The sequence below is a fragment of the Pseudomonas sp. 1121_17 genome, assembly GCF_052850745.1.
Genome location: NZ_VXCX01000001.1, coordinates 398,456 through 420,179 on the forward strand (window position 1 = coordinate 398,456; position 21,724 = coordinate 420,179).

Here is a 21,724-nt window from a genome sequence, read left to right on the forward strand (position 1 = left end):
CATTTGTGTTAAACCCGTTTATTTTCTGACGCAAGCGCTCTTTGTATGCAGCACTTTGCCCTCGGCCATGGTCGAGATTGGGATAGGTATTTTTGCGGAGTGGAACGGATGAGCGAGCGCAAGGCGATGTTGGTGCTGCATGGCAAGCAAGCCATGAACGAGGATGTCAGAGCCGCTGTGGGCATCATGCGCGAGCAAGGCTGGCAGATCGATGTGCGCCTGACCTGGGAGGGCGGCGACGCCCAGCGGCTGGTCACTGAAGCCCTGGCAGCAGAGTACAGCCACATCATCGCCGGTGGTGGTGATGGCACCCTTCGCGATATCGCCGAAGCCATGGGCCTGGCCGCGACAGAGGCCAGCCTGGTGCTGTTGCCACTGGGCACTGCCAATGACTTCGCCAAAGCGGCCGGAATACCGCTGGAACCAGCCCAGGCGCTGGCCTTGCTGGACCAGCCCGCACGCGCCATCGACCTGGGGCGGGCCGGTGATCAGTTGTTTCTGAACATGGCCACCGGCGGCTTCGGTAGCCAGGTTACCGCCAACACCTCTGAGGACCTGAAGAAGGTTCTCGGTGCTGCGGCTTACCTGTTCACCGGGCTGTCACGCTTCACTGAGCTGCAGGCCGCTGCAGTCGAGCTGACCGGGCCGGATTTTCACTGGCAAGGCGAGGTGCTGGCGTTGGGTATCGGCAATGGCCGCCAGGCCGGAGGTGGGCATGAGCTGTGCCCCGAGGCGCTGGCTGACGACGGTCTGCTCGATATCGGCATCTTGCCCGCACCGCAGGAGGTGGTCGGTGCGCTGAAAGAGCTGATCGGTGGTGAGGGCTTGTACGTGCGTGCTCGCCTGCCGTGGGTCGAGGTAAAAAGTGCGCAGGGGTTGGATATCAACCTGGATGGTGAGCCGATGCACGGCGAAAGTCTGCGCTTCGAAGCGGTCCCGGCAGCACTGCGTGTGCACCTGCCAGCCGATTCACCGCTGCTCAGTCGTCAAGGCTGATGATCTTCTCGCGCACGGCGAACAGCACCAGGCCTGCGACGTCGTAAATCTGCAGGCGCTTCATGATCTGAGAGCGATGGGTCTCCACGGTCTTGATCGACAGGCCCAGGCCGCCGGCTATTTCCCGAGTTGATTTGCCGCGTACGATCAAGCGCAGGATTTCCAGCTGGCGTGCAGTGAGGTTAAGTCGGTCGTTGATGCTTTGGCGGCTGTTCTGCGCGCGCAGTAAGGCCTGGTTGATCACTGTGTGAGCGATCGCTGGGCTGAGATAGCGTTCATCCCCACGCAAGGCGCTCAGCGCCTGCTCCAGTTCAACAGCGCTGGTGTCTTTGAGCAAGTAGCCATGCGCACCGCATTCGAGCGCACGCATGATCAGCTCCGGATCAGTGTGCATCGACAGAATCAGTACTTTGCAGGGATGCCCGCTGGCACGCAGTTGGGTCAGTGCGTCCAGGCCGCTGGTGGAGCGCATGGAGATATCCAGCAGGACGATGTCCGGCTGCAGCTGTGCGACAAGCGCGTTGAGCTGGCCGCCGTCATCCGCTTCACCAACCACCGTATAGCCAGCGATGTCCGCCACGAGCGCGCGCACACCCGCGCGAATGAGCGAATGGTCATCGACCAGAAGTAATCTACAGGTCATGGCTGGCAAAGGTCCTGGCGCGTTCTTGGGTGCGGGCTGGCCACGGCAGCATGGCCTCGATCCGGGCGCCGCGTCCCGGTTGGCTGTACACGCTCAGGCTACCGTGCAACGCCCGGGCGCGTTCATGCATGCCGGCCATGCCGCGCTGACCGGCCGCAGCCGGATCGCTGTTGGGGATGAAACCGCAGCCGTCATCCTCGATGGTCAAGGCCAGCCCCGCAGCGGTGCGCTGCAACTGCACCCGCAGATTGCGCGCGCCGGCGTGGCGCAGCATGTTGGTGACAGCCTCCTGGGTGATGCGAAACGCAGCCATGCTGATGTCGTCGTTGATCCCGGTCAGGCGCTGTTTGCACTCCAGGCTCCACTGCACCTCGCTATCGTTCAGCGTGCGCAGCAGGTGCTCGCGCAGGCTGGCTTCCAAGCCGAGGCTGGCCAGCTGGCGCGGATTAAGCAGGGCGGCAACATCACGCACGCTGTTCAAGGCCTCATCCAGGGTGCTGCGCAAGCTGCTGGCATGGCTCAGCAGCTCGCTTGGCAGGCGCCGCTGGAGCCAGTCCAACTGTAGCTTCGCTGCTGTGAGCAATTGGCCGATATCATCATGCAATTCACGGCTCAGACGCTGGCGTTCGTTCTCCTGGACCTTGAGCATGCGCTCGGCCAGTTCTGCGGGGCGCAGGCTGATCGAGCGGGCCCACTGGTGCCATTGCCAGGCGGCGCCAAGCAGGGCCGCCATCTGCAGCAGGATCAGGCCGATCGGCATCGGCACGGCTTTTACGTGCAGTGCCACGTTAGCGCTCAGTGACGCCACGCATAGCGCCGCGGTCGTCCAGCGCGCCACGGCGTTGCGAGAGCAGTGGCGCGGGGTAAGATTCAAACGTGGGAACATAAATTGGAAAGCCACTGAGTTAATGCTATTGGAGGCCTTGCACGTGTCTAGTCAGCGGCTTTGGCGTCCTGCTCACAATCAATTAAAAGCATCTGTTCAATTGACGGCTATCTGCATGGGCTGCATTCATTGGCGCGCATGGTATCACTTAAGTTGTGTTTGGTCGCCTTGCTCAGGGGTCTCAAACCGCCGTATTCACGGGCTCGAAACGATCTGGCCGGGTCTGGCCTAACTATCAAAAAGCCAGCATTGGCAAGTGCGTGCATAATCGAGTACTGCAACTAACGACTATTACTCAAGCGGCCAGTCGAAACTTGCCAAGTGTCTGGCTGATAAATGCAGCGTGATTGAGTTAGTTGCAGACGAATGCCGAACTTACTGTACGTTTGGCGGTGATTCCGATGGCGACCTGGCTGACCCTTTCAGGGCGCTGGCCAGATCATCCAGAAGCACTGCCTGCTCGCTGCGGTCCAGGTTCAGTTGTCCGGTTTGGGCATCGATCAGCTCCAGTTGCCAGTCCAGCAGGTTCAGGCAGGCTTCGACTGCCGGCAGTGCTGTGCTGTGCAGGTGTCGCTGGCCGCAGGCAGGTGCGAGCAGATGGTGCAGCGCGGAGCTGTAATGGGCGACCTCGTCAAGGCCCAGTTGCTCGGCGCGCTTGGCCAGCCTGGTAAGGGTGTCGTTGAGGCACCGGCAGGCATCTGGATCATTGTCGATCAGTTGCAGGTGTAGCAGGCACTCCTGCGCCTGGCTCAACAAGCGCTGTGCATCCCGCAGGAATTCTGGCAGCTCGGCGCCGGGCGGCACGCAGCTATCCATCCTGAGCCTCCAGCACGGTGGGCTGGAGCGGGCTGGGCAACACCGAAACGATTGCTAGCAAAAGCCTGACTCCATTCATGCAATGAGAATGGCGTCACATTAATGGCTAATGGATATCGCGAACATCAGGTTAGGCCTGATTGCGGCATAGGGGAAACCCTGAGGGGTGTTGCTAGTTACGCCGCCGTAACAGGTGTTGCTGAAAGTGTCGAAGCAGTAAAGCATGATGGTAAAATGATATCAATCGCCTGATCTGGATTTGCTGACGAGGGTCAAGCTGCCGGTTGACCCGCCGATACAGAGCAGATGATTACATTTTCCCGATACGCGCCTGGGGGCTTCCAATGGCTGGCATTCTCGACACTGTAGACCAACGTACGCAACTGGTAGGTGAGAACCGCCTGGAAATCCTGATGTTCCGTCTGGCGGGCCGTCAGTTGTTCGCCATCAACGTGTTCAAGGTGCAGGAAGTGCTGCAGCTGCCCAAGTTGACCTTGATGCCGCAGCGTCACGCTTATGTGTGTGGGGTGGTCAACCTGCGCGGGCAGACCTTGCCGGTGATCGACCTGTCCCAGGCGATTGGTATGCGCCCACTGCAGCCAGGTCCGGACAGCACCATCATCGTCACCGAGTACAATCGCTCGGTGCAGGCGTTTCTGGTTGGAGGTGTCGATCGCATCGTCAACATGAACTGGGAAGCCATCATGCCGCCGCCGACCAGTGCCGGTCGCCAGCATTATCTGACGGCGATCACCAAGGTCGAAGAACAGTTGGTCGAGATCATCGACGTCGAGAAGGTGCTGGCCGAAATCGTGCCATACAACGCCAAGGTATCCGGCGACAAGCTTGCCGATCCGGTACTGGCCAAGGCGCGTGGCCGCGAAATATTGCTGGTGGACGATTCCACCGTGGCCCTGGCGCAGTTGCGCGATACCTTGTCGCAACTGGGCGTCAAACTGCATGTGGCCAGCGATGGCCTGAAGGCCTTGCGCATGCTCAAGGCCTGGGCAGATGCCGGTGAAGACCTCTGTGAAAAACTGCTGATGATTTTCACCGACGCTGAAATGCCGGAAATGGACGGCTACCGCCTGACCACCGAGATCCGTAGCGATCCGCGTCTGCGTGGCCTGTACGTAGTGTTGCATACCTCGTTGTCGGGTAGCTTCAACGAGTCGATGGTGAAAAAAGTCGGCTGTGACAACTTCCTGTCCAAATTCCAGCCAGACCGTCTGGTAGAGGTGGTGCGGCAGCGCCTGATGCTTGATCACGCGCCGGCCTGATACCTGCGCGCGTCCTGCCGGGTATAAGCTAGGCGTTTTTGCACTGGCATGAGGCGGGCAGGGATGTTTGTAAGTGAGTTGTATCGGTATCCGGTGAAGTCGGGTCGGGCGCAAAGCCTGCAGGCCTCGCCGGTAGGTCTGCTCGGCCTGGAAGGCGACCGCCGCTGGCTGGTGGTAGAGGAGGACAACGGACGCTTCCTGACCCAGCGCGCCTGGCCACTGCTGAGTCAGCTCAGTGCCACGGTCGCTGCCAGTGGCGATCTGCTGCTGGAGACGCCAGGGCAGGCGCCGCTGCTGGTCGCCGTGCCAGCGGACGACGAAGACTTGCGCGGTGTGACCATCTGGCGCGACACCTTGCGCGTGCCAGACGCAGGCGACGCTGCTGCGCAGTGGTTGAGCCAACTGCTCGGCAAGCCGGTGCGACTGGTGTATTGCCCCGAGCCGCGCGCGCGTTACCTGCCCAGCGGCTATGGCTTGAACAGCGACCGTGCGGCGTTTCCGGATGGCTTTCCATTGCTGCTGATCGGCCAGGGTTCACTGGATGAGCTGAGCCGGCGGGTTGGCCGGCCGATGGAGATGCTGCGGTTTAGACCCAATCTGGTGGTGCAGGGCAGCGCAGCGTTTGCCGAAGACGGCTGGAAGCGGATCCGCATCGGTGCGCTGACTTATCGCATCCTCAAACCGAGCGTTCGTTGCATATTCACTACCCTTGACCCGCACACGGGCGAGCGCAGTGCTGACCGCGAACCGCTGGTCACCCTGAAGACGTTTCGTGAGCGTGATGGCGATGTGCTGTTCGGGCAGAATCTGGCGGTGGATGGGGCGGGTGAGATTGCCGTGGGCATGCCGGTAGAAGTGCTGGAGTAAGCCGCCAGCTCAAGCCCGCTGCAGCCGATGGCGGCGGGCTTGAGCTTGGGTGGCTCGATTACATGTCGTCGAAGTAACGCTCGTGCCAGTCCACCAGCGGCTGCGGTGAATTGAGCTTTTGCCCGTAGATCACCGAGTACGACAGCACGTTCTGCACATACTGGCGGGTTTCATCGAACGGGATCGACTCGACCCAGACATCAAAGCTCAAGTGCTTGGCGCCTTTGAGCCACTGCCTCACGCGCCCTGGCCCGGCATTGTAGGCGGCCGATGCCAGCACCCGATTGCCGTTGAATTGACCATGTACCTGGCTCAGATAGGCGGCGCCGAGCTGGATGTTCTTGTCCGGGTTGAGTACCTGAGCCGGTGACGCCAACGGGATGCTGAACTTGCGTGCAGTCTCCTTGGCGGTGGCTGGCATCAGTTGCATCAGGCCGCTGGCGCCCACCGGCGAGCGGGCGTCTTCCATGAAGGCGCTTTCCTGGCGGGTGATGGCAAACACCCAGCTGGAGTGGAGGCCGCGGATCTTGGCTTCGCGCACCAAGGTGTCGCGGTGCGCCATCGGGAAGCGAATATCCAGGTCGTCCCAGTACTGCGCCTGGCTGATGGTGCGAATCGCCGGGAAGTACCAGCGCAGGTCGTAGGCCAGCCGGGCCTGGGCGACCATTTCGTCGCGGTTGAAGTGGCGGCTGACGTGGTACCACTCGCGGCGGCCCTCGACGATCTGGCCGCGGGCATGGAATTCCAGTGCGCGGCGCACGCCCGGGGTGTTGCGCACCTTGTTGACCAGCTGCGGGCTGAGCATCAGCGGTTTGTTGTTCAGCTGGTAGGGCGTCTGCACCCGGTCTGCGGCCAGGAAGCCATAGAAGTCACGTTCACGCGCGACCGCTTTGTACAGCAACGGGATCTGCGCGTTGTTCGGCTGCGCCAGTTCCAGGCTGCGCGCCTGCCAATAGCGCCAGCGGCTGCTGGCGGCCAACTCCTGCGGCAGGCGCTTGGTCAGCTCGTAGGCATCTTCCCAGCGGCCCAGGCGCAGCAGCAGGCGCAGGCGCCATTCGCTGACGGTGTTGTCCCGCAGCTCCGGATCGTAACGGGTCATCAGGTCGAGCGCGCGCGGGTCGTAACGGCGAGCCAGGGTCAGGCCGATCTCGCGGGCGATGGCAACCTTTTCGTCGCGCGAGAAATGCATGCGCTGGGCATAGTCATCGAGCAGCGCCATGGCCCGCTCTGGGTCCTGGCGTGCCAGCCGGCGCAGGCCTAGGCTGACTACGTCGGACATTGCCTCGTTGACCGGGGTGAAACGCGACGGCTGGTTGAGCAGCTCGGGCTTCTGCGCCACATCGATCAGCAATTGGCCCTGGGGGGCGAGGGTGGTCAGGGTCTTGACCAGATTGTTCGCCAATGGGTAGTTGCGCGCCTGTGCTGCCAGTTTGGCTCGCTCCCAGCGTCTGGCTTCGGTGAGCTGACCTTCGGCCGCCCACATCGCAAACAGCGTGTCACACGCAGCAGGTTGCGACTTGCCCACGTTCCACAGCTTCGCAGCGCTGGCAAAGCCTTCGGCGCGTTTGCCGGTGCTGAGCTGGTATTGGCCGTTGATGCAGTCCAGCTCGGTGAAGTTGAGCTTGGGGTCGTAGTACTTGGCGAAGGTGGCCCACTCGCCGCGCTCGGACAACCAGCGCAACCAGCGCAGTTTCATCCAGTTGGCTTGCGGCAGGTCGCCGTGCTGGGCCAGAAAGCCCTCGATCTCTTCGTTGCTGGCGCTCTTCAGGCGAGCTGTGAGTTCGTCGTACGCCAGATACGGGGTCAGCGGATAGTCACTGAGGGCCTGCGAGTAGCGCAGGTAGGGACCTTTGTCGCCCTTGGCCAGGGCGCGTTTGGCTTCGTCGTAGTACTGACGCTGCTGGCTAAGGTCGATGGCCTGTGCCGCACTCGCGGTGGCGGCAGTCAGCAGCAGGCATGAAGCAATCTGTAACAGGCGGCTGCGCATGATACGTCCGGGCAGTTGAACCATGGGAAAGTGACGGCGGTGCCAGCACTGTTGTATGGCGTTAGCTTAGCCGGTTGCCGGCTACCGGCGAAAGCACTGCGGTTGTATCGGGGTGTTATCGGCGACCGGATATCGCAAAGCCTTGATACACACGCTGACGTAGTGCTGGCGAGGGTCAAGTCAGGTAGAATACGCGCCCAGTTTTTGGAGATGATCATGACCCTGCTCAAATTAAGCGATGTGTCCCTTGCATTCGGCGCGATGCCGCTGCTGGACAAGGTTTCCTGGCAGATCGCCCGAGGTGAGCGGGTGTGCATCATCGGCCGCAACGGTACCGGCAAGTCGAGCATGCTGCGCCTGATCAAGGGCGAGCAAAAGCCTGATGACGGCTCGGTCTGGCGCGCACCCGCGCTGAAAATCGGCGAGCTGCCGCAGGAACTGCCGGTGGCCGACGAGCGGACCGTGTTCGACGTGGTCGCGGCTGGCCTGGACGGCGTAGGCGAGCTGCTCGCGCAGTATCACCACCTGAGCCAGAACATCCATAACGACGAAGATCTGGACAAGCTCATGCACGTCCAGCACGAGCTCGAAGCGCGCGATGGCTGGCGTTTGCAGCAAGTGGTCGACAGCACCCTGAGCCGCTTGCAACTACCTGCCGATAAGACCCTGGCCGAGCTCTCCGGTGGCTGGCGTCGCCGTGTGCTGTTGGCCCAGGCGCTGGTTTCCGAGCCTGACCTGCTGCTGCTCGATGAGCCAACCAACCACCTGGACATCGGTGCGATTGCCTGGCTGGAAGAGGCCTTGAGCGGCTTTGGCGGCGCGGTGCTGTTCATCACCCACGACCGCTCCTTCCTGCAAAACCTGGCCAACCGCATCCTTGAACTGGACCGCGGTGGGCTGATCGACTGGAACGGCGACTACGCCAGCTTCCTGGTGCACAAGGAGGCCGCGCTGTCGGCCGAAGAGACCGCCAACGCGCTGTTCGACAAGCGCCTGGCCCAGGAAGAAGTGTGGATTCGCCAGGGCATCAAGGCCCGCCGCACCCGTAACGAAGGCCGCGTCCGTGCGCTCAAGGAGCTGCGCGTCGAGCGTGGTGAGCGCCGTGAGCGTCAGGGCAAGGCCAACATCCAGATCGACACCGCGGAAAAATCCGGCAAGCAAGTGATGCTGCTGGAGAACGTCAGCTTCTCGCACCCGAACGGGCCGATGCTGGTCAAGGACTTCTCCATGGTCCTGCAGCGTCAGGATCGGATTGGCCTGCTCGGCGCCAACGGTACCGGCAAGACCACCCTGCTCAAACTGATGCTGGGTGACTTGCAGCCGACGTCGGGCAAGGTCGAGAGCGGCACCAAGCTGGAAGTGGCCTATTTTGACCAGATGCGCCACCAGCTCGACCTGGAAAAGACTGTGATCGAGAACCTCGCCGAGGGGCGCGACTTCATCGAAATCGACGGCCAGAACCGTCACGTGCTGAGCTACCTGGGCGACTTCCTGTTCAGCCCGCAGCGTGCCCGGACGCCGGTCAAGGCCTTGTCCGGAGGTGAGCGTGCGCGTTTGCTGCTGGCCAAGCTGTTCAGCAAGCCAGCCAACCTGCTGGTGTTGGACGAACCGACCAACGACCTCGATGTGGAAACCCTCGAGCTGCTCGAAGAAGTCCTGTGCAACTACAAGGGCACCGTGCTGATGGTCAGCCATGACCGGGCCTTCCTCGATAACGTGGTGACCAGTACCCTGGTGTTCGAAGGCGGCGGCAAGGTTCAGGAATACGTCGGCGGCTACGAAGACTGGATCCGTCAGGGCGGCTCGCCGAAGCTGCTGGGCGTCACCGAAAGCAAGGGTGGCAAGTCCGAGCTCAACAGCGCCGTGGTCGAAAAGGCTGCCGATGTGGCCGCGCCAGTTGCTGCTGCACCGGTAGAGACGAGCAAGAAGAAGCTCAGCTACAAGCTGCAGCGTGAGCTGGAGGCGTTGCCAGGGCAGATCGACGTGATCGAGAAAGCCATGGCCAAGCTTCAGGAAGAAGTGGCTTCGGCGAACTTCTACCAGCGCCCGATCGGCGAGACGTCCGAGGTGCTGGCCAAGCTCGAGAAGCTACAGGGCGAGCTGGATGTTCTGGTCGAGCGCTGGGCAGAGCTGGAAGGCTAAGCGGCCATCAGCCATCGCGGGGTTGCCCGCGATGGCGTCAGTGCATTTTTCAGTCTTTCTTCAGCAGGCGTACTGCCAGCACATCACACGGCGCGCCGTGCAGCACATCGTTGGCGGTGGAGCCTAGCAGCAGTGCCAGGCCGTGGCGTCCGTGGCTGCCGACCACGATCAGGTCGCACTTCTGATCCTTGGCCAACTGGTGGATTTCCTGGCGCGGCTGGCCGTAGACCAGGTGCGAGTCACCGCGGTTGATATCCGGGTACTTGTTGAACAGGCGATCCATGCGTTCCTTGGCCTGGTCGAACTGCTGCTGCTGCAGCTGCGACAGGTCCATCGGTACGTCGCCGCCAAAGGCCATGGCCATCGGTTCGACGATATGCACCAGCGATACCTTGGCGCCGCTCGCCGAAGCGATTGCCTTGGCGCGTTTGATCACCGGATCGCATTCTTCGGTGAGGTCGACAGCAACCAGAAGATGTTCGTAGGACATTGGAGGTGCTCCTGACAATCGCGATAGTAGAAGTATGGTTGCTTTGTGGCGGTTTACCGTGAAACCTGGCTAACCAGCTCATTTGCAACGCTTTATGGGATCTACAGATATGACGGTATGGCTGGTGGTGTCAATCCTTGCGCTGATTCTCAGCCCACTTGCCTGGCTGCGTCCATCACGTAAACAGAGCGAGCAGATGAGCCTGCGCCTGGCCGGCAGGCGCATTGGTCTGGCCATGCAGCTGGCGCCACAGCAGTGGCCGCACTGGCTCGAGCAGCAGCCGCCAAGCCCGTGCCCGCAGTACCACCGGCCGCGGCGCAAGGGCCGGGATGACTGCTGGGCGTATTGGCAGGTCAGCCCTGGGGTGTGGTGGAACAAGTGGCGTGAACCTTGCGAAGATCCGTGTCTGGCCAAGGCCTTGGCGGCGTTGCCTGGCAATGTCTACATGATTGAAGCCACCACGCAAATGGTTGCCTTGTACTGGGGCGAGCGCGGTGATGAATCTGTGTTGCAGAACATTGCGCAAACCCTCGAAGACCTCGCTTAACCCTTCATAACGACATCGCGGGGCACACCTGCCGATCCGCCACCCATGCTCAGGTGGCGGATCGGCAGGTCTGCCCCGCGATGCGTTCTGCTGCCGCAGAAAGGCCAGGCAGGCCGGGATACTTTGCTTGAGAGACTGACTATAGCCTGCTGCGTAGTTTTTGCCGGGTGCCTGCCGTAGCTTCTGTTGCCCGCCAAGGGTTTATCGCTGGCATGAATGGCTGGCGATCACTGTCATCAAGGTTGATACCTAGTCACTACAAAATGACCGGAAAGTCGCGTTTTCACCTCTTCAGGGAGGATTTGACAACGCCGACCTTTTCGGAGAATGTGTGCGTACCCAAATCAAACGGGCGTATGAATTGAGCGTTTGTATGTTGCGCCGTTCATGCCAATCCCGACTATCGCGCTGACGGGTGTGCCTGACCAAGCCGCTGTTGTGACAGGGTTTAGCCAGCGTCCGGCGTGTACAGTTTAGCTTCCATATCGTGGAGATCAGTTGATGATTTACGAAGGTAAAGCCATCACGGTTAAGGCTCTTGAAAGCGGCATCGTCGAACTGAAGTTCGACCTCAAGGGTGAGTCCGTCAACAAGTTCAACCGCCTGACCCTGGACGATCTGCGTCAGGCCGTGGCCGCCATCAAGAGCGACGCCTCGGTCAAGGGCGTCATCGTCAGCAGTGGCAAGGATGTGTTCATCGTCGGCGCCGACATCACCGAGTTTGTCGACAACTTCAAGTTGCCCGAGGCCGAGCTGGTCGCTGGCAACCTGGAGGCCAACCGCATCTTCAGTGATTTCGAAGACCTCGGCGTACCTACTGTTGCCGCGATCAACGGCATCGCGCTGGGTGGCGGCCTGGAAATGTGCCTGGCAGCTGATTACCGGGTGATGTCCAACACCGCCAAGATCGGCCTGCCGGAAGTCAAACTGGGCATCTACCCAGGCTTTGGCGGTACCGTGCGCCTGCCGCGCCTGATCGGCTCGGACAATGCCATCGAGTGGATTGCCTCGGGCAAGGAAAACCGCGCCGAAGACGCCCTCAAGGTTGGCGTCGTTGATGCCGTGGTCACCCCAGAGCTGCTGCAGGCTGCAGCGCTGGACCTGATCAAGCGCGCCATCAGCGGTGAACTGGACTACAAGGCCAAGCGCCAGCCCAAGTTGGAAAAACTCAAGCTCAACGCCATCGAGCAGATGATGGCCTTCGAAACCGCCAAAGGTTTTGTTGCCGGGCAGGCCGGGCCGAACTACCCGGCGCCGGTCGAAGCGATCAAGACCATCCAGAAAGCCGCCAACTTCGGTCGTGACAAAGCGCTGGAAGTGGAAGCTGCAGGCTTTGCCAAACTGGCCAAGACGCCCGTCGCTGCCAGCCTGATCGGCTTGTTCCTGAATGACCAGGAGCTCAAGCGCAAGGCCAAGGCGCACGACCAGATCGCCAATGACGTGAAGCAGGCTGCCGTACTCGGCGCTGGCATCATGGGCGGTGGTATCGCCTACCAGTCGGCGGTCAAAGGCACCCCGATCCTGATGAAGGATATCCGCGAGGATGCCATCCAGCTGGGCCTGAACGAAGCTTCCAAGCTGCTCGGCAATCGTGTCGAGAAGGGTCGTCTGACCCCGGCGAAAATGGCCGAGGCGCTCAATGCGATTCGCCCGACCTTGTCCTACGGCGACTTCGCCAATGTCGACATCGTGGTCGAAGCTGTAGTCGAGAACCCCAAGGTCAAGCAAGCCGTTCTGGCCGAAGTCGAAGGCCAGGTCAAAGAGGACGCGATTCTCGCCTCCAATACCTCGACCATCTCCATCAACTTGTTGGCCAAGGCCCTCAAGCGTCCGGAGAACTTCGTCGGCATGCACTTCTTCAACCCGGTGCACATGATGCCGCTGGTGGAAGTGATCCGTGGCGAGAAGTCCAGCGAAGTGGCCGTGGCCACCACCGTTGCCTATGCCAAGAAAATGGGCAAGAACCCGATCGTGGTCAATGACTGCCCAGGCTTCTTGGTCAACCGCGTACTGTTCCCGTATTTCGGCGGCTTTGCTCGCCTGGTCAGCGCCGGTGTCGACTTCGTGCGCATCGACAAGGTGATGGAGAAATTCGGCTGGCCGATGGGTCCTGCCTACCTGATGGACGTGGTCGGCATCGACACCGGCCACCACGGCCGCGACGTCATGGCTGAAGGCTTCCCGGACCGCATGAAGGACGATCGCCGCACCGCCATCGACGCCTTGTACGAGGCCAAGCGCCTGGGCCAGAAGAACGGCAAGGGTTTCTATGCGTACGAGACCGACAAGCGCGGCAAGCCGAAAAAGGTTGCCGACGAGAGCGTGCTCGAAGTGCTCAAGCCGATTGTCTTCGAACAGCGTGAAGTCAGTGACGAGGACATCATCAACTGGATGATGATCCCGCTGTGCCTGGAAACCGTCCGCTGCCTGGAAGACGGCATTGTCGAAACCGCAGCCGAGGCCGACATGGGCCTGGTCTACGGCATCGGCTTCCCTCCCTTCCGCGGTGGTGCATTGCGCTACATCGACTCGATCGGGGTTGCCGAGTTCGTCGCCCTGGCTGACCAGTACGCCGACCTGGGGCCGCTGTACCACCCCACCGCGAAGCTGCGCGAAATGGCCAAGACCGGCCAGCGTTTCTTCAACTGAGCGCCCAACGAGTTAGAGCGAGAGTATTGATATGAGCCTGAATCCAAGAGACGTGGTGATTGTCGACTTCGGTCGGACCCCGATGGGTCGTTCCAAGGGTGGCATGCACCGCAACACCCGCGCCGAAGACATGTCGGCGCACCTGATCAGCAAGTTGCTCGAGCGCAACGACAAGGTCGACCCGAAAGAAGTCGAGGACGTGATCTGGGGCTGCGTCAACCAGACCCTGGAGCAGGGCTGGAACATTGCCCGCATGGCCTCGCTGATGACCCAGATTCCGCACACCTCGGCGGCGCAGACCGTCAGCCGCCTGTGCGGCTCGTCGATGAGCGCACTGCACACGGCTGCCCAGGCGATCATGACCGGCAACGGTGACGTATTTGTCATCGGCGGTGTCGAACACATGGGTCACGTCAGCATGATGCACGGTGTCGACCCCAACCCGCACATGTCCTTGCACGCTGCCAAGGCCTCCGGGATGATGGGCCTGACTGCAGAGATGCTCGGCAAAATGCACGGCATCAGCCGCGAACAACAGGATGCTTTCGCTGTGCGTTCGCACCAGTTGGCGCACAAGGCCACGGTCGAGGGCAAGTTCAAGGACGAGATCATCCCGATGCAGGGCTATGACGAGAACGGCTTCCTCAAGGTCTTTGACTTCGATGAAACCATTCGTCCGGAAACCACCCTAGAAGGCCTGGCCTCACTAAAGCCTGCGTTCAACCCCAAAGGTGGTACCGTCACTGCCGGTACCTCGTCGCAGATTACCGATGGCGCTTCGTGCATGATCGTCATGTCCGGTCAGCGCGCCATGGACCTGGGCATCCAGCCGCTGGCGGTGCTTCGCTCGATGGCGGTGGCCGGTGTCGACCCGGCGATCATGGGTTACGGCCCGGTGCCTTCGACGCAGAAAGCGCTCAAGCGTGCCGGCCTGAGCATGGCCGATATCGACTTCATCGAGCTCAACGAAGCCTTCGCTGCACAGGCCCTGCCGGTGCTGAAAGATTTGAAAGTGCTCGACAAGATGAATGAGAAGGTTAACCTGCACGGCGGCGCCATTGCCCTGGGTCATCCGTTTGGTTGCTCTGGTGCGCGAATTTCCGGCACCTTGCTCAACGTCATGAAGCAGAATGGCGGTACCCTCGGCATCGCCACCATGTGTGTCGGCCTGGGCCAAGGCATCACCACTGTCTTCGAACGCGTCTGATCGCGGCGCAAGACAGCAGCCGGGGCCATGTGCCCCGGTTTTTGTTTTTTACAGGATTTATCACGAGGGTCAGCAACATGCACATACAGCCAGGCGTGTACCGGCATTACAAAGGGCCTGAGTATCGTGTGTTCGGCGCAGCCCGCCATTCTGAAAGCGAAGAGTGGATGGTGTTCTACCAATGCCTGTATGGTGATTACGGGCTGTGGGTGCGACCCCTGGCAATGTTTGTAGAATCGGTCGAAGTTGACGGCGAGCAGGTCCCGCGCTTTGCTCTGGTCACGGCCGAGGAGGGGCCTTTTGGCCCGTCCGAACAGGCCAGCGGTTAGTCGAGCGCGCTTGACCTGACCCTGTAGCCACTATATATAGCGGTGCCGCGTGCGGCACCTGACGCGATTTTTAATTTTCAGATTCAGGAATACACCGATCCATGGGCAAATCGCTGGTCATTGTGGAATCCCCGGCCAAGGCCAAGACCATCAACAAGTACCTGGGCAACCAGTACGTGGTGAAGTCGAGTATCGGCCACATCCGTGACCTTCCCACCAGCGGTTCGGCCAGCGCCAATAAGGAGCCGGCGGCCAAACGTGGCAAGGCAGCTGCGGCTGAGGCACCGGTACTGACGCCGAAAGAAAAGGCTCGCCGCCAGTTGGTCTCGCGCATGGGTGTCGATCCGGACGCTGGCTGGAAAGCCAAGTACGAGATCTTGCCCGGCAAGGAAAAGGTCATCGAAGAGCTGCGCCGCCTGGCCAAAGATGCCGACACCATCTATCTCGCGACCGACTTGGACCGCGAAGGGGAGGCAATCGCCTGGCACCTGCGTGAAGCCATCGGTGGTGATGACACCCGCTACAAGCGCGTGGTGTTCAACGAGATCACCAAAAAGGCCATCCAGGAGGCGTTCTCGCAGCCAGGTGAGCTGGACATCAACCGGGTCAACGCCCAGCAGGCGCGGCGCTTCCTCGACCGCGTGGTGGGCTATATGGTCTCGCCACTGCTGTGGTCGAAGATTGCCCGTGGCCTGTCTGCCGGCCGTGTGCAGTCGGTAGCGGTCAAGCTGGTGGTCGAGCGTGAGCGCGAGATTCGTGCGTTCAACCCTGAAGAGTACTGGGAAGTACACGCCGATCTCGGCACCGCCAAGGATGCCAAGGTCCGCTTTGAAGTAGCGCGCGAGAAGGGTGAAGCCTTCAAGCCGCTCAACGAAGCCCAGGCCATGGCTGCCCTGGATCAGCTCAAGTCGTCGAGCTACACCGTCGCCAAGCGTGAAGACCGGCCGACCAGCAGCAAGCCGTCGGCGCCGTTCATCACTTCGACCCTGCAGCAAGCGGCGAGCAATCGCCTCGGCTACGGCGTGAAGAAGACCATGATGATGGCCCAGCGTCTGTACGAAGCCGGCTACATCACTTACATGCGTACTGACTCGACCAACCTCTCGGCCGATGCCGTAGAAATGGCCCGCAGCTACATCGAGCGCGAGTTCGGCAAGCAGTACCTGCCGGAAGCGCCGATCGTCTACGGCAGCAAGGCCGGCGCACAGGAGGCGCACGAAGCGATTCGTCCGTCCGATGTGGCGACCCATCCAAGCAAGCTGACCGGCATGGAGCGCGATGCCGAGCGCCTGTACGAGCTGATCTGGCGCCAGTTCCTGGCCTGCCAGATGCCGCCCGCGCAGTACCTGTCGACCAGCGTCACGGTCAAGGCCGGTGACTTCGAGCTGCGCGCCAAGGGCCGCATCCTCAAGTTCGACGGTTATACCCGCGTCCTGCCGCAGCAGAGCAAGCCAGGCGAAGATGACGTGCTGCCTGACATGAGCCAGGGCGAAGTGCTCAAGTTGATCAAACTTGATCCAAGCCAGCACTTCACCAAACCGCCGGCACGCTTCACCGAAGCCAGCCTGGTCAAGGAAATGGAAAAACGCGGTATCGGTCGCCCGTCGACCTATGCAGCGATCATTTCCACCATCCAGGACCGCGGCTACGTCACCCTGCACAACCGCCGCTTCTACTCCGAGAAGATGGGCGACATCGTTACCGAGCGGTTGTCCGAGAGCTTCTCCGACCTGATGGACTACGGCTTCACCGCCGGCATGGAAGAGAACCTCGACGACGTCGCCCAGGGCGAACGTGACTGGAAAAACGTACTCGACGAGTTCTATGGCGATTTCAGCAAAAAGCTGCAAACCGCTGAGTCTGCCGAGAACGGCATGCGCGCCAACCAGCCGACCATGACCAACATCGCCTGTAAGGAATGTGGCCGGCCGATGATGATTCGTACCGCCTCTACCGGCGTGTTCCTCGGCTGCTCGGGTTACACCCTGCCGCCGAAAGAGCGCTGCAAGGCGACCGTCAATCTGGTCCCCGGCGACGAAATTGCGGCCGACGACGAGGGGGAGTCCGAATCGCGCGTGCTGCTCGGCAAGCACCGTTGCCCGATCTGCGCCACGGCGATGGACGCCTACCTGCTGGACGAGAAGCACAAGCTGCACATCTGCGGTAACAACCCGGATTGCGTTGGCTACGAAATCGAGCAGGGCAGCTACCGGATCAAGGGCTACGAAGGCCCGAGCCTTGAGTGTGACAAGTGTGGCAGCGAGATGCAGCTCAAGACCGGCCGTTTCGGCAAGTTCTTCGGTTGCACCAACCCGGCCTGCAAAAATACTCGCAAGCTGCTCAAGAACGGCGAAGCAGCGCCACCGAAGATGGACAAGGTGGAAATGCCGGAGCTCAAGTGCGAGAAGGTCGACGACACTTACGTGCTGCGTGACGGTGCCTCGGGCTTGTTCCTGGCGGCCAGCCAGTTCCCGAAAAACCGCGAAACTCGCGCGCCATTGGTGAAAGAAATCATCCCGCACAAGGATGAGATCGATCCCAAGTACCACTTCCTCTGTGAAGCGCCTGCCAAGGATCCGGACGGCCGCCCGACCGTGATCCGCTACAGCCGCAAGACCAAGGAGCAGTACGTGCAGTCCGAAGTTGACGGCAAGCCGACCGGTTGGAAGGCGTTCTACGACGGCAAGGCCTGGAAGGTCGAAGACAAGCGCTGATCCGCCGCCGCAGCACCTGCGCGGGGCAAGCCCGCTGTTGTGTCCTCAGGGTGAGGCGCAGCAGCAGGCTTGCCCCGCGCTGCTTTTGCGCTTGCGGCTTTTGTGCTTGCGAGAGTGCCCGGCGATAGCTGAAACTTGCTGATCGCCACGCTGCCCTCAGGAGGCCAACCGCCATGGCCCAGGAACTCTATACCCGCACCAACCAGAAACTGTTCTTCGCCGGCCTCGCGCTTGAGTCCATGGCCAAGGCTGAGCAAAGCCAGGCCATGAACGCCCAGGGGCTGGTGCAGGCCGAGCGCGAAGCGGCGCAGTTTCATCTGTATGGTGCGCTGCTTGGGTTATGTCACGAAATCGCCGGCTTCTACCGCCTGCCTCAGGCGGGCGCTGCTCGCGCTGAACAGCTACTGGACGCCGAAGTGCTGGCCGGCATGGCCATCCCGGAGTTGGCCGAGCTCATCGAACTGGCAGACAGTAGGCAAACCTGGCTGGCGCAGATGTTGACCGCTTATGCAGATTTGTTCCGACCACCTGTCGCGAAAAAAACTGCTAAAACTGACGTCACCCAGCCGTTGATTCAGGCCATCAACCTCGACGAGCCCGAGCAGCCTGCGCTTTCGCGGGCAGAGCTCGAGCAGTGGCGGAGCAATTTGAAAGACCTGGCCAGGCGCTTTCGTGATGCGTTGAGTGAGTGCTGAGCAGGCACTTGGCTGGTACAATGCTGGCCTTTCGTGGAGAACAGCCTTTTATGTCGACGTCCTTTCTTGAAATTGTAGAGTTGCCTGATGGCCGGATCGAGCTGCGTCGCGCCGAAGATGAAGGCTCATTGGTAACCCTGGATTTCTCCGAGGACGCCAAGGTGTTTTTGCAGGGTCAACACGTCGAAGTGGCCAAGGCCATGCTCAGCGTCGGCGTGCAGATGGCTGGCAAGCTGGTGGAAGGCGAGTTGGAGCGTGACGAAGGGCCGCGCGTTCTGCACTGAGTAGTGCCAGACCCCTGCACGATCACGATGAGAACAGGCGAAGCCTGAACATCAGCCGAGGCGGATGTTCAGGCTTTGTGCGTTTCCGACCGTGGCGGCGCGGATCAACTGCTGACGCAGGGTGACATTGAGGCTACCCAGCCAGCTGACTACGGTATGGCTGTGGCCCATGCGCAGGGCTTCGCAGGTGAGCTGCAAGGCGCTTTTGTTGCTGCTGGGGTGCAGCAGCAGAATGCGCTCGCGGTTGAGCCCGGCATCGCGCAGCCAGGCCTGGGTCAGGCTGGTCGGCGGGGCGATCAGCGTCAGCCAGCGCGCATCCACTTCTTCGCTCAGGTCGCGCAGTACCGGCGCCAGCAGGCTTTGGCAATGTCCCGGCGTACCGCGCAGGGACAGTTCGCTGAACCGCTCGGGGTCGCTGTTTTTTTGCCGTGCCTGGGCGCTGGCCTTGAGGCCAGGCAACACCGGTTCGGCCAGAAACGCTTCGAATAATGGCAACTGAATTGACTGCGGTACGTGGATTGCTTGCTGCATGACGCCTCCTGGATCAGCGACGAATGACGCCGACGCTCAAGCCCTCGATCACCAAGTCCTGTTGCTTGAGGTCGACTTCGATCGGGGCAAATTCGGGGTTCTCGGCCATCAACCAGACCTTGTTGCCTTCACGCTTGAAGCGCTTGACGGTGACTTCGTCGCCAATGCGCGCGACCACGATCTGGCCGTTGCGTGCTTCGCGGCAGGTATGCACGGCCAGCAGGTCGCCGTCGAAGATACCGACGTCCTTCATGCTCATGCCGTGTACGCGCAGCAAGTAGTCAGCGGGCGGGTGAAAGAAAGTCGGGTTGATGTTGCACGACTGCTCGATATGCTGTTCAGCCAGGATCGGCGCACCGGCAGCGACGCGGCCAATGATCGGCAAACCGCTCTCTTCGGCCTTGGCTTCGTGGCCAGGGATGCGGATACCGCGGGATGCGCCCGGGGTCATCTCGATGGCGCCTTTGCGCGCCAGGGCCTTGAGGTGTTCTTCAGCGGCGTTGGGCGACTTGAAGCCCAGCTCCTGGGCGATCTCCGCGCGGGTCGGCGGATAGCCGTTGTCGTCGAGGCAGCGTTTGATGAAAGCCAGGATTTCGGCTTGGCGTGGCGTCAGTTTCAACATGGCGATCGCTCTGTCTTTTTATACAGTGACTGGGATTATATACAGTAGAAGGCTGGCTGCAAGCATCTTGCCGCAGAAGATGCTCGGGCTGACGCACGGCGTGGCCTGAAGCTCTGTACGCGAGGCTGTGTTTTAATGGCGACCGGTGAGTCAGCCAACCTTGACAGATAGAAGCCTGAAACGTATGTTTCAAACAACTGTTTGTCAGGCCCCCACCCCGGAGTAGCGAGTAGTCATGGCCCAATCGGAAACCGTTGAACGCATTCTCGATGCTGCCGAGCAGCTATTCGCGGAAAGGGGGTTCGCGGAAACCTCGTTGCGCCTGATCACCAGCAAGGCTGGCGTCAACCTCGCAGCGGTGAACTACCACTTCGGCTCGAAAAAGGCGCTGATCCAGGCGGTCTTCTCGCGCTTCCTCGGGCCGTTCTGCGCAAGCCTTGAGCGTGAACTCGAGCGTCGCCAGGGCCGCCCGGAACTCAAGCCGAGCCTTGAAGAACTGCTGGAGATGCTCGTTGAGCAAGCGCTGGTGGTGCAGCCGCGCAGCAATAATGATCTGTCGATCTTCATGCGCCTGCTCGGCCTGGCGTTCAGCCAGAGCCAGGGCCACCTGCGCCGCTACCTTGAAGACATGTACGGCAAGGTGTTCCGCCGCTACATGCTGCTGGTCAATGATGCCGCGCCGCGAATCCCGCCGATCGAGCTGTTCTGGCGGGTGCACTTCATGCTTGGCGCGGCGGCGTTCAGCATGTCCGGGATCAAGGCCTTGCGCGCTATCGCCGAAACCGACTTCGGTATCAACACCTCGATCGAGCAGGTCATGCGCCTGATGGTGCCGTTCCTCGCAGCCGGTATGCGTGCCGACAGCGGCGTCACCGACCAGGCCATGGCTGCCGCGCAACTGCGCCCGCGCAGCAAGACCAGCCCTGCTGGCACGCCTGCCAAAGCCTGAGCCGGCACTGGCGCGCGGGCACAGGCTTCGCAGATAATTCACCGCACGACATTCCCTGAAGGACTTTTCATGACTGCCAGCCTGCAAGGCTCCCTGATGATCGACATCGCCGGTACCTGGCTGACTGCCGAGGACCGGCAGTTGCTGCGCCAGCCTGAAGTAGCTGGCCTGATCATCTTCGCCCGCAATATCGACAGCCCGCGTCAGGTGCGAGAGTTGTGTGCGTCGATTCGGGCGATCCGGCCTGACCTGATTCTGGCTGTCGATCAGGAGGGCGGGCGCGTGCAGCGCTTGCGTCAGGGCTTTGTGCGCCTGCCGGCCATGCGCGCGATAGCCGACAACCGCAATGCCGAGTACCTGGCCGAGCAATGTGGCTGGTTGATGGCCACTGAAGTGCTGGCGGTCGGTCTGGACCTGAGCTTTGCGCCGGTGCTCGACCTTGATCATCAGCGCAGCGCAGTGGTTGGCAGCCGCGCCTTCGAAGGCGATCCGGAGCGGGCCACGCAACTGGCCGGCGCGTTCATCCGCGGCATGAACTCAGCCGGCATGGCTGCGTGCGGCAAACACTTCCCCGGGCATGGTTGGGCCGAGGCCGACTCGCACGTGGCCATCCCCACCGACGAGCGCAGCCTCGAGCAGTTGCGCCAGGCTGACCTGGTGCCGTTCACCCGTCTGCGCGGTCAGTTGGCTGCGGTCATGCCCGCGCATGTGATCTACCCGCAGATCGACAATCAGCCTGCTGGCTTTTCGCGTCGCTGGTTGCAGGACATTCTGCGTGGCGAGCTGGGCTTTACCGGGGTTATCTTCAGTGACGACCTGTCGATGGCTGGCGCGCATGTGGTCGGCGATGCCGCCAACCGGATCGAAGCGGCTTTGAGCGCCGGCTGTGACATGGGCCTGGTGTGTAATGACCGCGCCGCGGCAGAGCTGGCTTTGAGTGCAGCGCAGCGGCTCAAGGTCAAGCCTTCGCCACGGGTTGCCGGCATGCGCGGGCAGGGTTTTGCCAGCACCGATTATCGCCAGCAGCCACGCTGGCTGGAGGCGCTTGGCGCTTTGAAAGAAGCACAGTTGATCGACTGAACAAATGCCG

At 61.3% G+C, this 21,724-nt stretch carries 20 protein-coding genes; 13 read left to right on the forward strand and 7 right to left on the reverse strand.

What is annotated here, in order from left to right; all coding sequences use genetic code 11:
- Positions 1-108: 108 nt before the first annotated feature.
- Positions 109-996, forward strand: a complete 888-nt coding sequence (yegS, locus tag FW789_RS01860) for a lipid kinase YegS (RefSeq protein ID WP_446430808.1) — start codon at positions 109-111, stop codon at positions 994-996.
- Here the strand turns inward: yegS and FW789_RS01865 are convergent.
- The 3 genes from FW789_RS01865 to FW789_RS01875 form a co-directional block, all read right to left on the reverse strand.
- A complete protein-coding gene (locus FW789_RS01865; RefSeq protein ID WP_103438034.1) occupies positions 980-1,639 on the reverse strand; it encodes a response regulator in 660 nt (219 codons plus the stop codon). The two genes, yegS and FW789_RS01865, sit on opposite strands and share 17 nt — an antisense overlap.
- On the reverse strand, positions 1,629-2,525 hold the full coding sequence (locus tag FW789_RS01870) for a sensor histidine kinase (RefSeq protein WP_207072985.1): 897 nt from the start codon (positions 2,523-2,525) through the stop codon (positions 1,629-1,631). Before FW789_RS01870 ends, FW789_RS01865 begins: the two co-directional genes overlap by 11 nt.
- Before the next feature lie 375 nt (positions 2,526-2,900).
- On the reverse strand, positions 2,901-3,341 hold the full coding sequence (locus FW789_RS01875) for a histidine kinase (RefSeq protein ID WP_411564530.1): 441 nt from the start codon (positions 3,339-3,341) through the stop codon (positions 2,901-2,903).
- Between the two features lie 344 nt (positions 3,342-3,685).
- On the opposite strand from FW789_RS01875, the gene FW789_RS01880 reads away from it, so the two are divergent.
- Together FW789_RS01880 and FW789_RS01885 are read left to right on the forward strand one after the other, a co-directional pair.
- Entirely contained in the window at positions 3,686-4,621 is a 936-nt protein-coding gene (locus tag FW789_RS01880) for a chemotaxis protein CheV (RefSeq protein WP_101321223.1), read from the forward strand.
- 63 nt (positions 4,622-4,684) lie between these two features.
- Positions 4,685-5,488 (forward strand): MOSC domain-containing protein, encoded by an 804-nt coding sequence (locus tag FW789_RS01885; protein WP_207072986.1) that lies wholly within the window; start codon positions 4,685-4,687, stop codon positions 5,486-5,488.
- A 58-nt stretch (positions 5,489-5,546) separates the two neighbouring features.
- Here FW789_RS01885 and FW789_RS01890 read toward each other — a convergent pair whose 3' ends face one another.
- Entirely contained in the window at positions 5,547-7,475 is a 1,929-nt protein-coding gene (locus FW789_RS01890; protein ID WP_207072987.1) for a transglycosylase SLT domain-containing protein, read from the reverse strand.
- A 216-nt stretch (positions 7,476-7,691) separates the two neighbouring features.
- Here FW789_RS01890 and FW789_RS01895 point away from each other — a divergent pair, with 216 nt between their 5' ends.
- Positions 7,692-9,617, forward strand: coding sequence for an ATP-binding cassette domain-containing protein (locus FW789_RS01895; protein ID WP_446430809.1), 1,926 nt, complete (start codon positions 7,692-7,694; stop codon positions 9,615-9,617).
- A gap of 49 nt (positions 9,618-9,666) precedes the next feature.
- Here FW789_RS01895 and FW789_RS01900 read toward each other — a convergent pair whose 3' ends face one another.
- On the reverse strand, positions 9,667-10,107 hold the full coding sequence (locus FW789_RS01900) for a universal stress protein (RefSeq protein WP_101321214.1): 441 nt from the start codon (positions 10,105-10,107) through the stop codon (positions 9,667-9,669).
- A gap of 109 nt (positions 10,108-10,216) precedes the next feature.
- Here FW789_RS01900 and FW789_RS01905 point away from each other — a divergent pair, with 109 nt between their 5' ends.
- From FW789_RS01905 to FW789_RS01935, 7 genes are all read left to right on the forward strand, one after another.
- Complete coding sequence (locus FW789_RS01905) at positions 10,217-10,654, forward strand: hypothetical protein (protein WP_186699558.1); 438 nt, start codon at positions 10,217-10,219, stop codon at positions 10,652-10,654.
- A 501-nt stretch (positions 10,655-11,155) separates the two neighbouring features.
- The gene (gene fadB, locus FW789_RS01910; protein WP_186699556.1) at positions 11,156-13,303 is read left to right on the forward strand and encodes a fatty acid oxidation complex subunit alpha FadB; all 2,148 of its coding nucleotides are present in this window, start codon (positions 11,156-11,158) and stop codon (positions 13,301-13,303) included.
- A 31-nt stretch (positions 13,304-13,334) separates the two neighbouring features.
- A complete protein-coding gene (gene fadA / locus FW789_RS01915) occupies positions 13,335-14,510 on the forward strand; it encodes an acetyl-CoA C-acyltransferase FadA (protein ID WP_207072989.1) in 1,176 nt (391 codons plus the stop codon).
- A gap of 77 nt (positions 14,511-14,587) precedes the next feature.
- Positions 14,588-14,839, forward strand: coding sequence for a DUF1653 domain-containing protein (locus FW789_RS01920; RefSeq protein WP_103438027.1), 252 nt, complete (start codon positions 14,588-14,590; stop codon positions 14,837-14,839).
- Positions 14,840-14,940: 101 nt separating this feature from the next.
- On the forward strand, positions 14,941-17,553 hold the full coding sequence (gene topA / locus FW789_RS01925; RefSeq protein ID WP_186699554.1) for a type I DNA topoisomerase: 2,613 nt from the start codon (positions 14,941-14,943) through the stop codon (positions 17,551-17,553).
- 173 nt (positions 17,554-17,726) lie between these two features.
- Positions 17,727-18,248 carry a DUF6586 family protein gene (locus tag FW789_RS01930; protein ID WP_103438025.1) on the forward strand — a complete coding sequence of 174 codons (522 nt, stop codon included), beginning with the start codon at positions 17,727-17,729 and terminating at the stop codon, positions 18,246-18,248.
- A 50-nt stretch (positions 18,249-18,298) separates the two neighbouring features.
- Positions 18,299-18,532, forward strand: coding sequence for a hypothetical protein (locus tag FW789_RS01935; RefSeq protein WP_101321200.1), 234 nt, complete (start codon positions 18,299-18,301; stop codon positions 18,530-18,532).
- Positions 18,533-18,583: 51 nt separating this feature from the next.
- On the opposite strand, the gene sulA is transcribed toward FW789_RS01935, so the two are convergent.
- Entirely contained in the window at positions 18,584-19,063 is a 480-nt protein-coding gene (sulA, locus tag FW789_RS01940; RefSeq protein ID WP_103438024.1) for an SOS-induced cell division inhibitor SulA, read from the reverse strand.
- Positions 19,064-19,076: 13 nt separating this feature from the next.
- Entirely contained in the window at positions 19,077-19,685 is a 609-nt protein-coding gene (lexA, locus tag FW789_RS01945) for a transcriptional repressor LexA (RefSeq protein WP_101321195.1), read from the reverse strand.
- Positions 19,686-19,920: 235 nt separating this feature from the next.
- On the opposite strand from lexA, the gene FW789_RS01950 reads away from it, so the two are divergent.
- Both FW789_RS01950 and nagZ read left to right on the forward strand, forming a co-directional pair.
- Positions 19,921-20,634, forward strand: a complete 714-nt coding sequence (locus FW789_RS01950; protein ID WP_101321193.1) for a TetR/AcrR family transcriptional regulator — start codon at positions 19,921-19,923, stop codon at positions 20,632-20,634.
- An 81-nt stretch (positions 20,635-20,715) separates the two neighbouring features.
- The gene (gene nagZ / locus FW789_RS01955) at positions 20,716-21,714 is read left to right on the forward strand and encodes a beta-N-acetylhexosaminidase (protein WP_178080835.1); all 999 of its coding nucleotides are present in this window, start codon (positions 20,716-20,718) and stop codon (positions 21,712-21,714) included.
- Positions 21,715-21,724 lie beyond the last annotated feature (10 nt).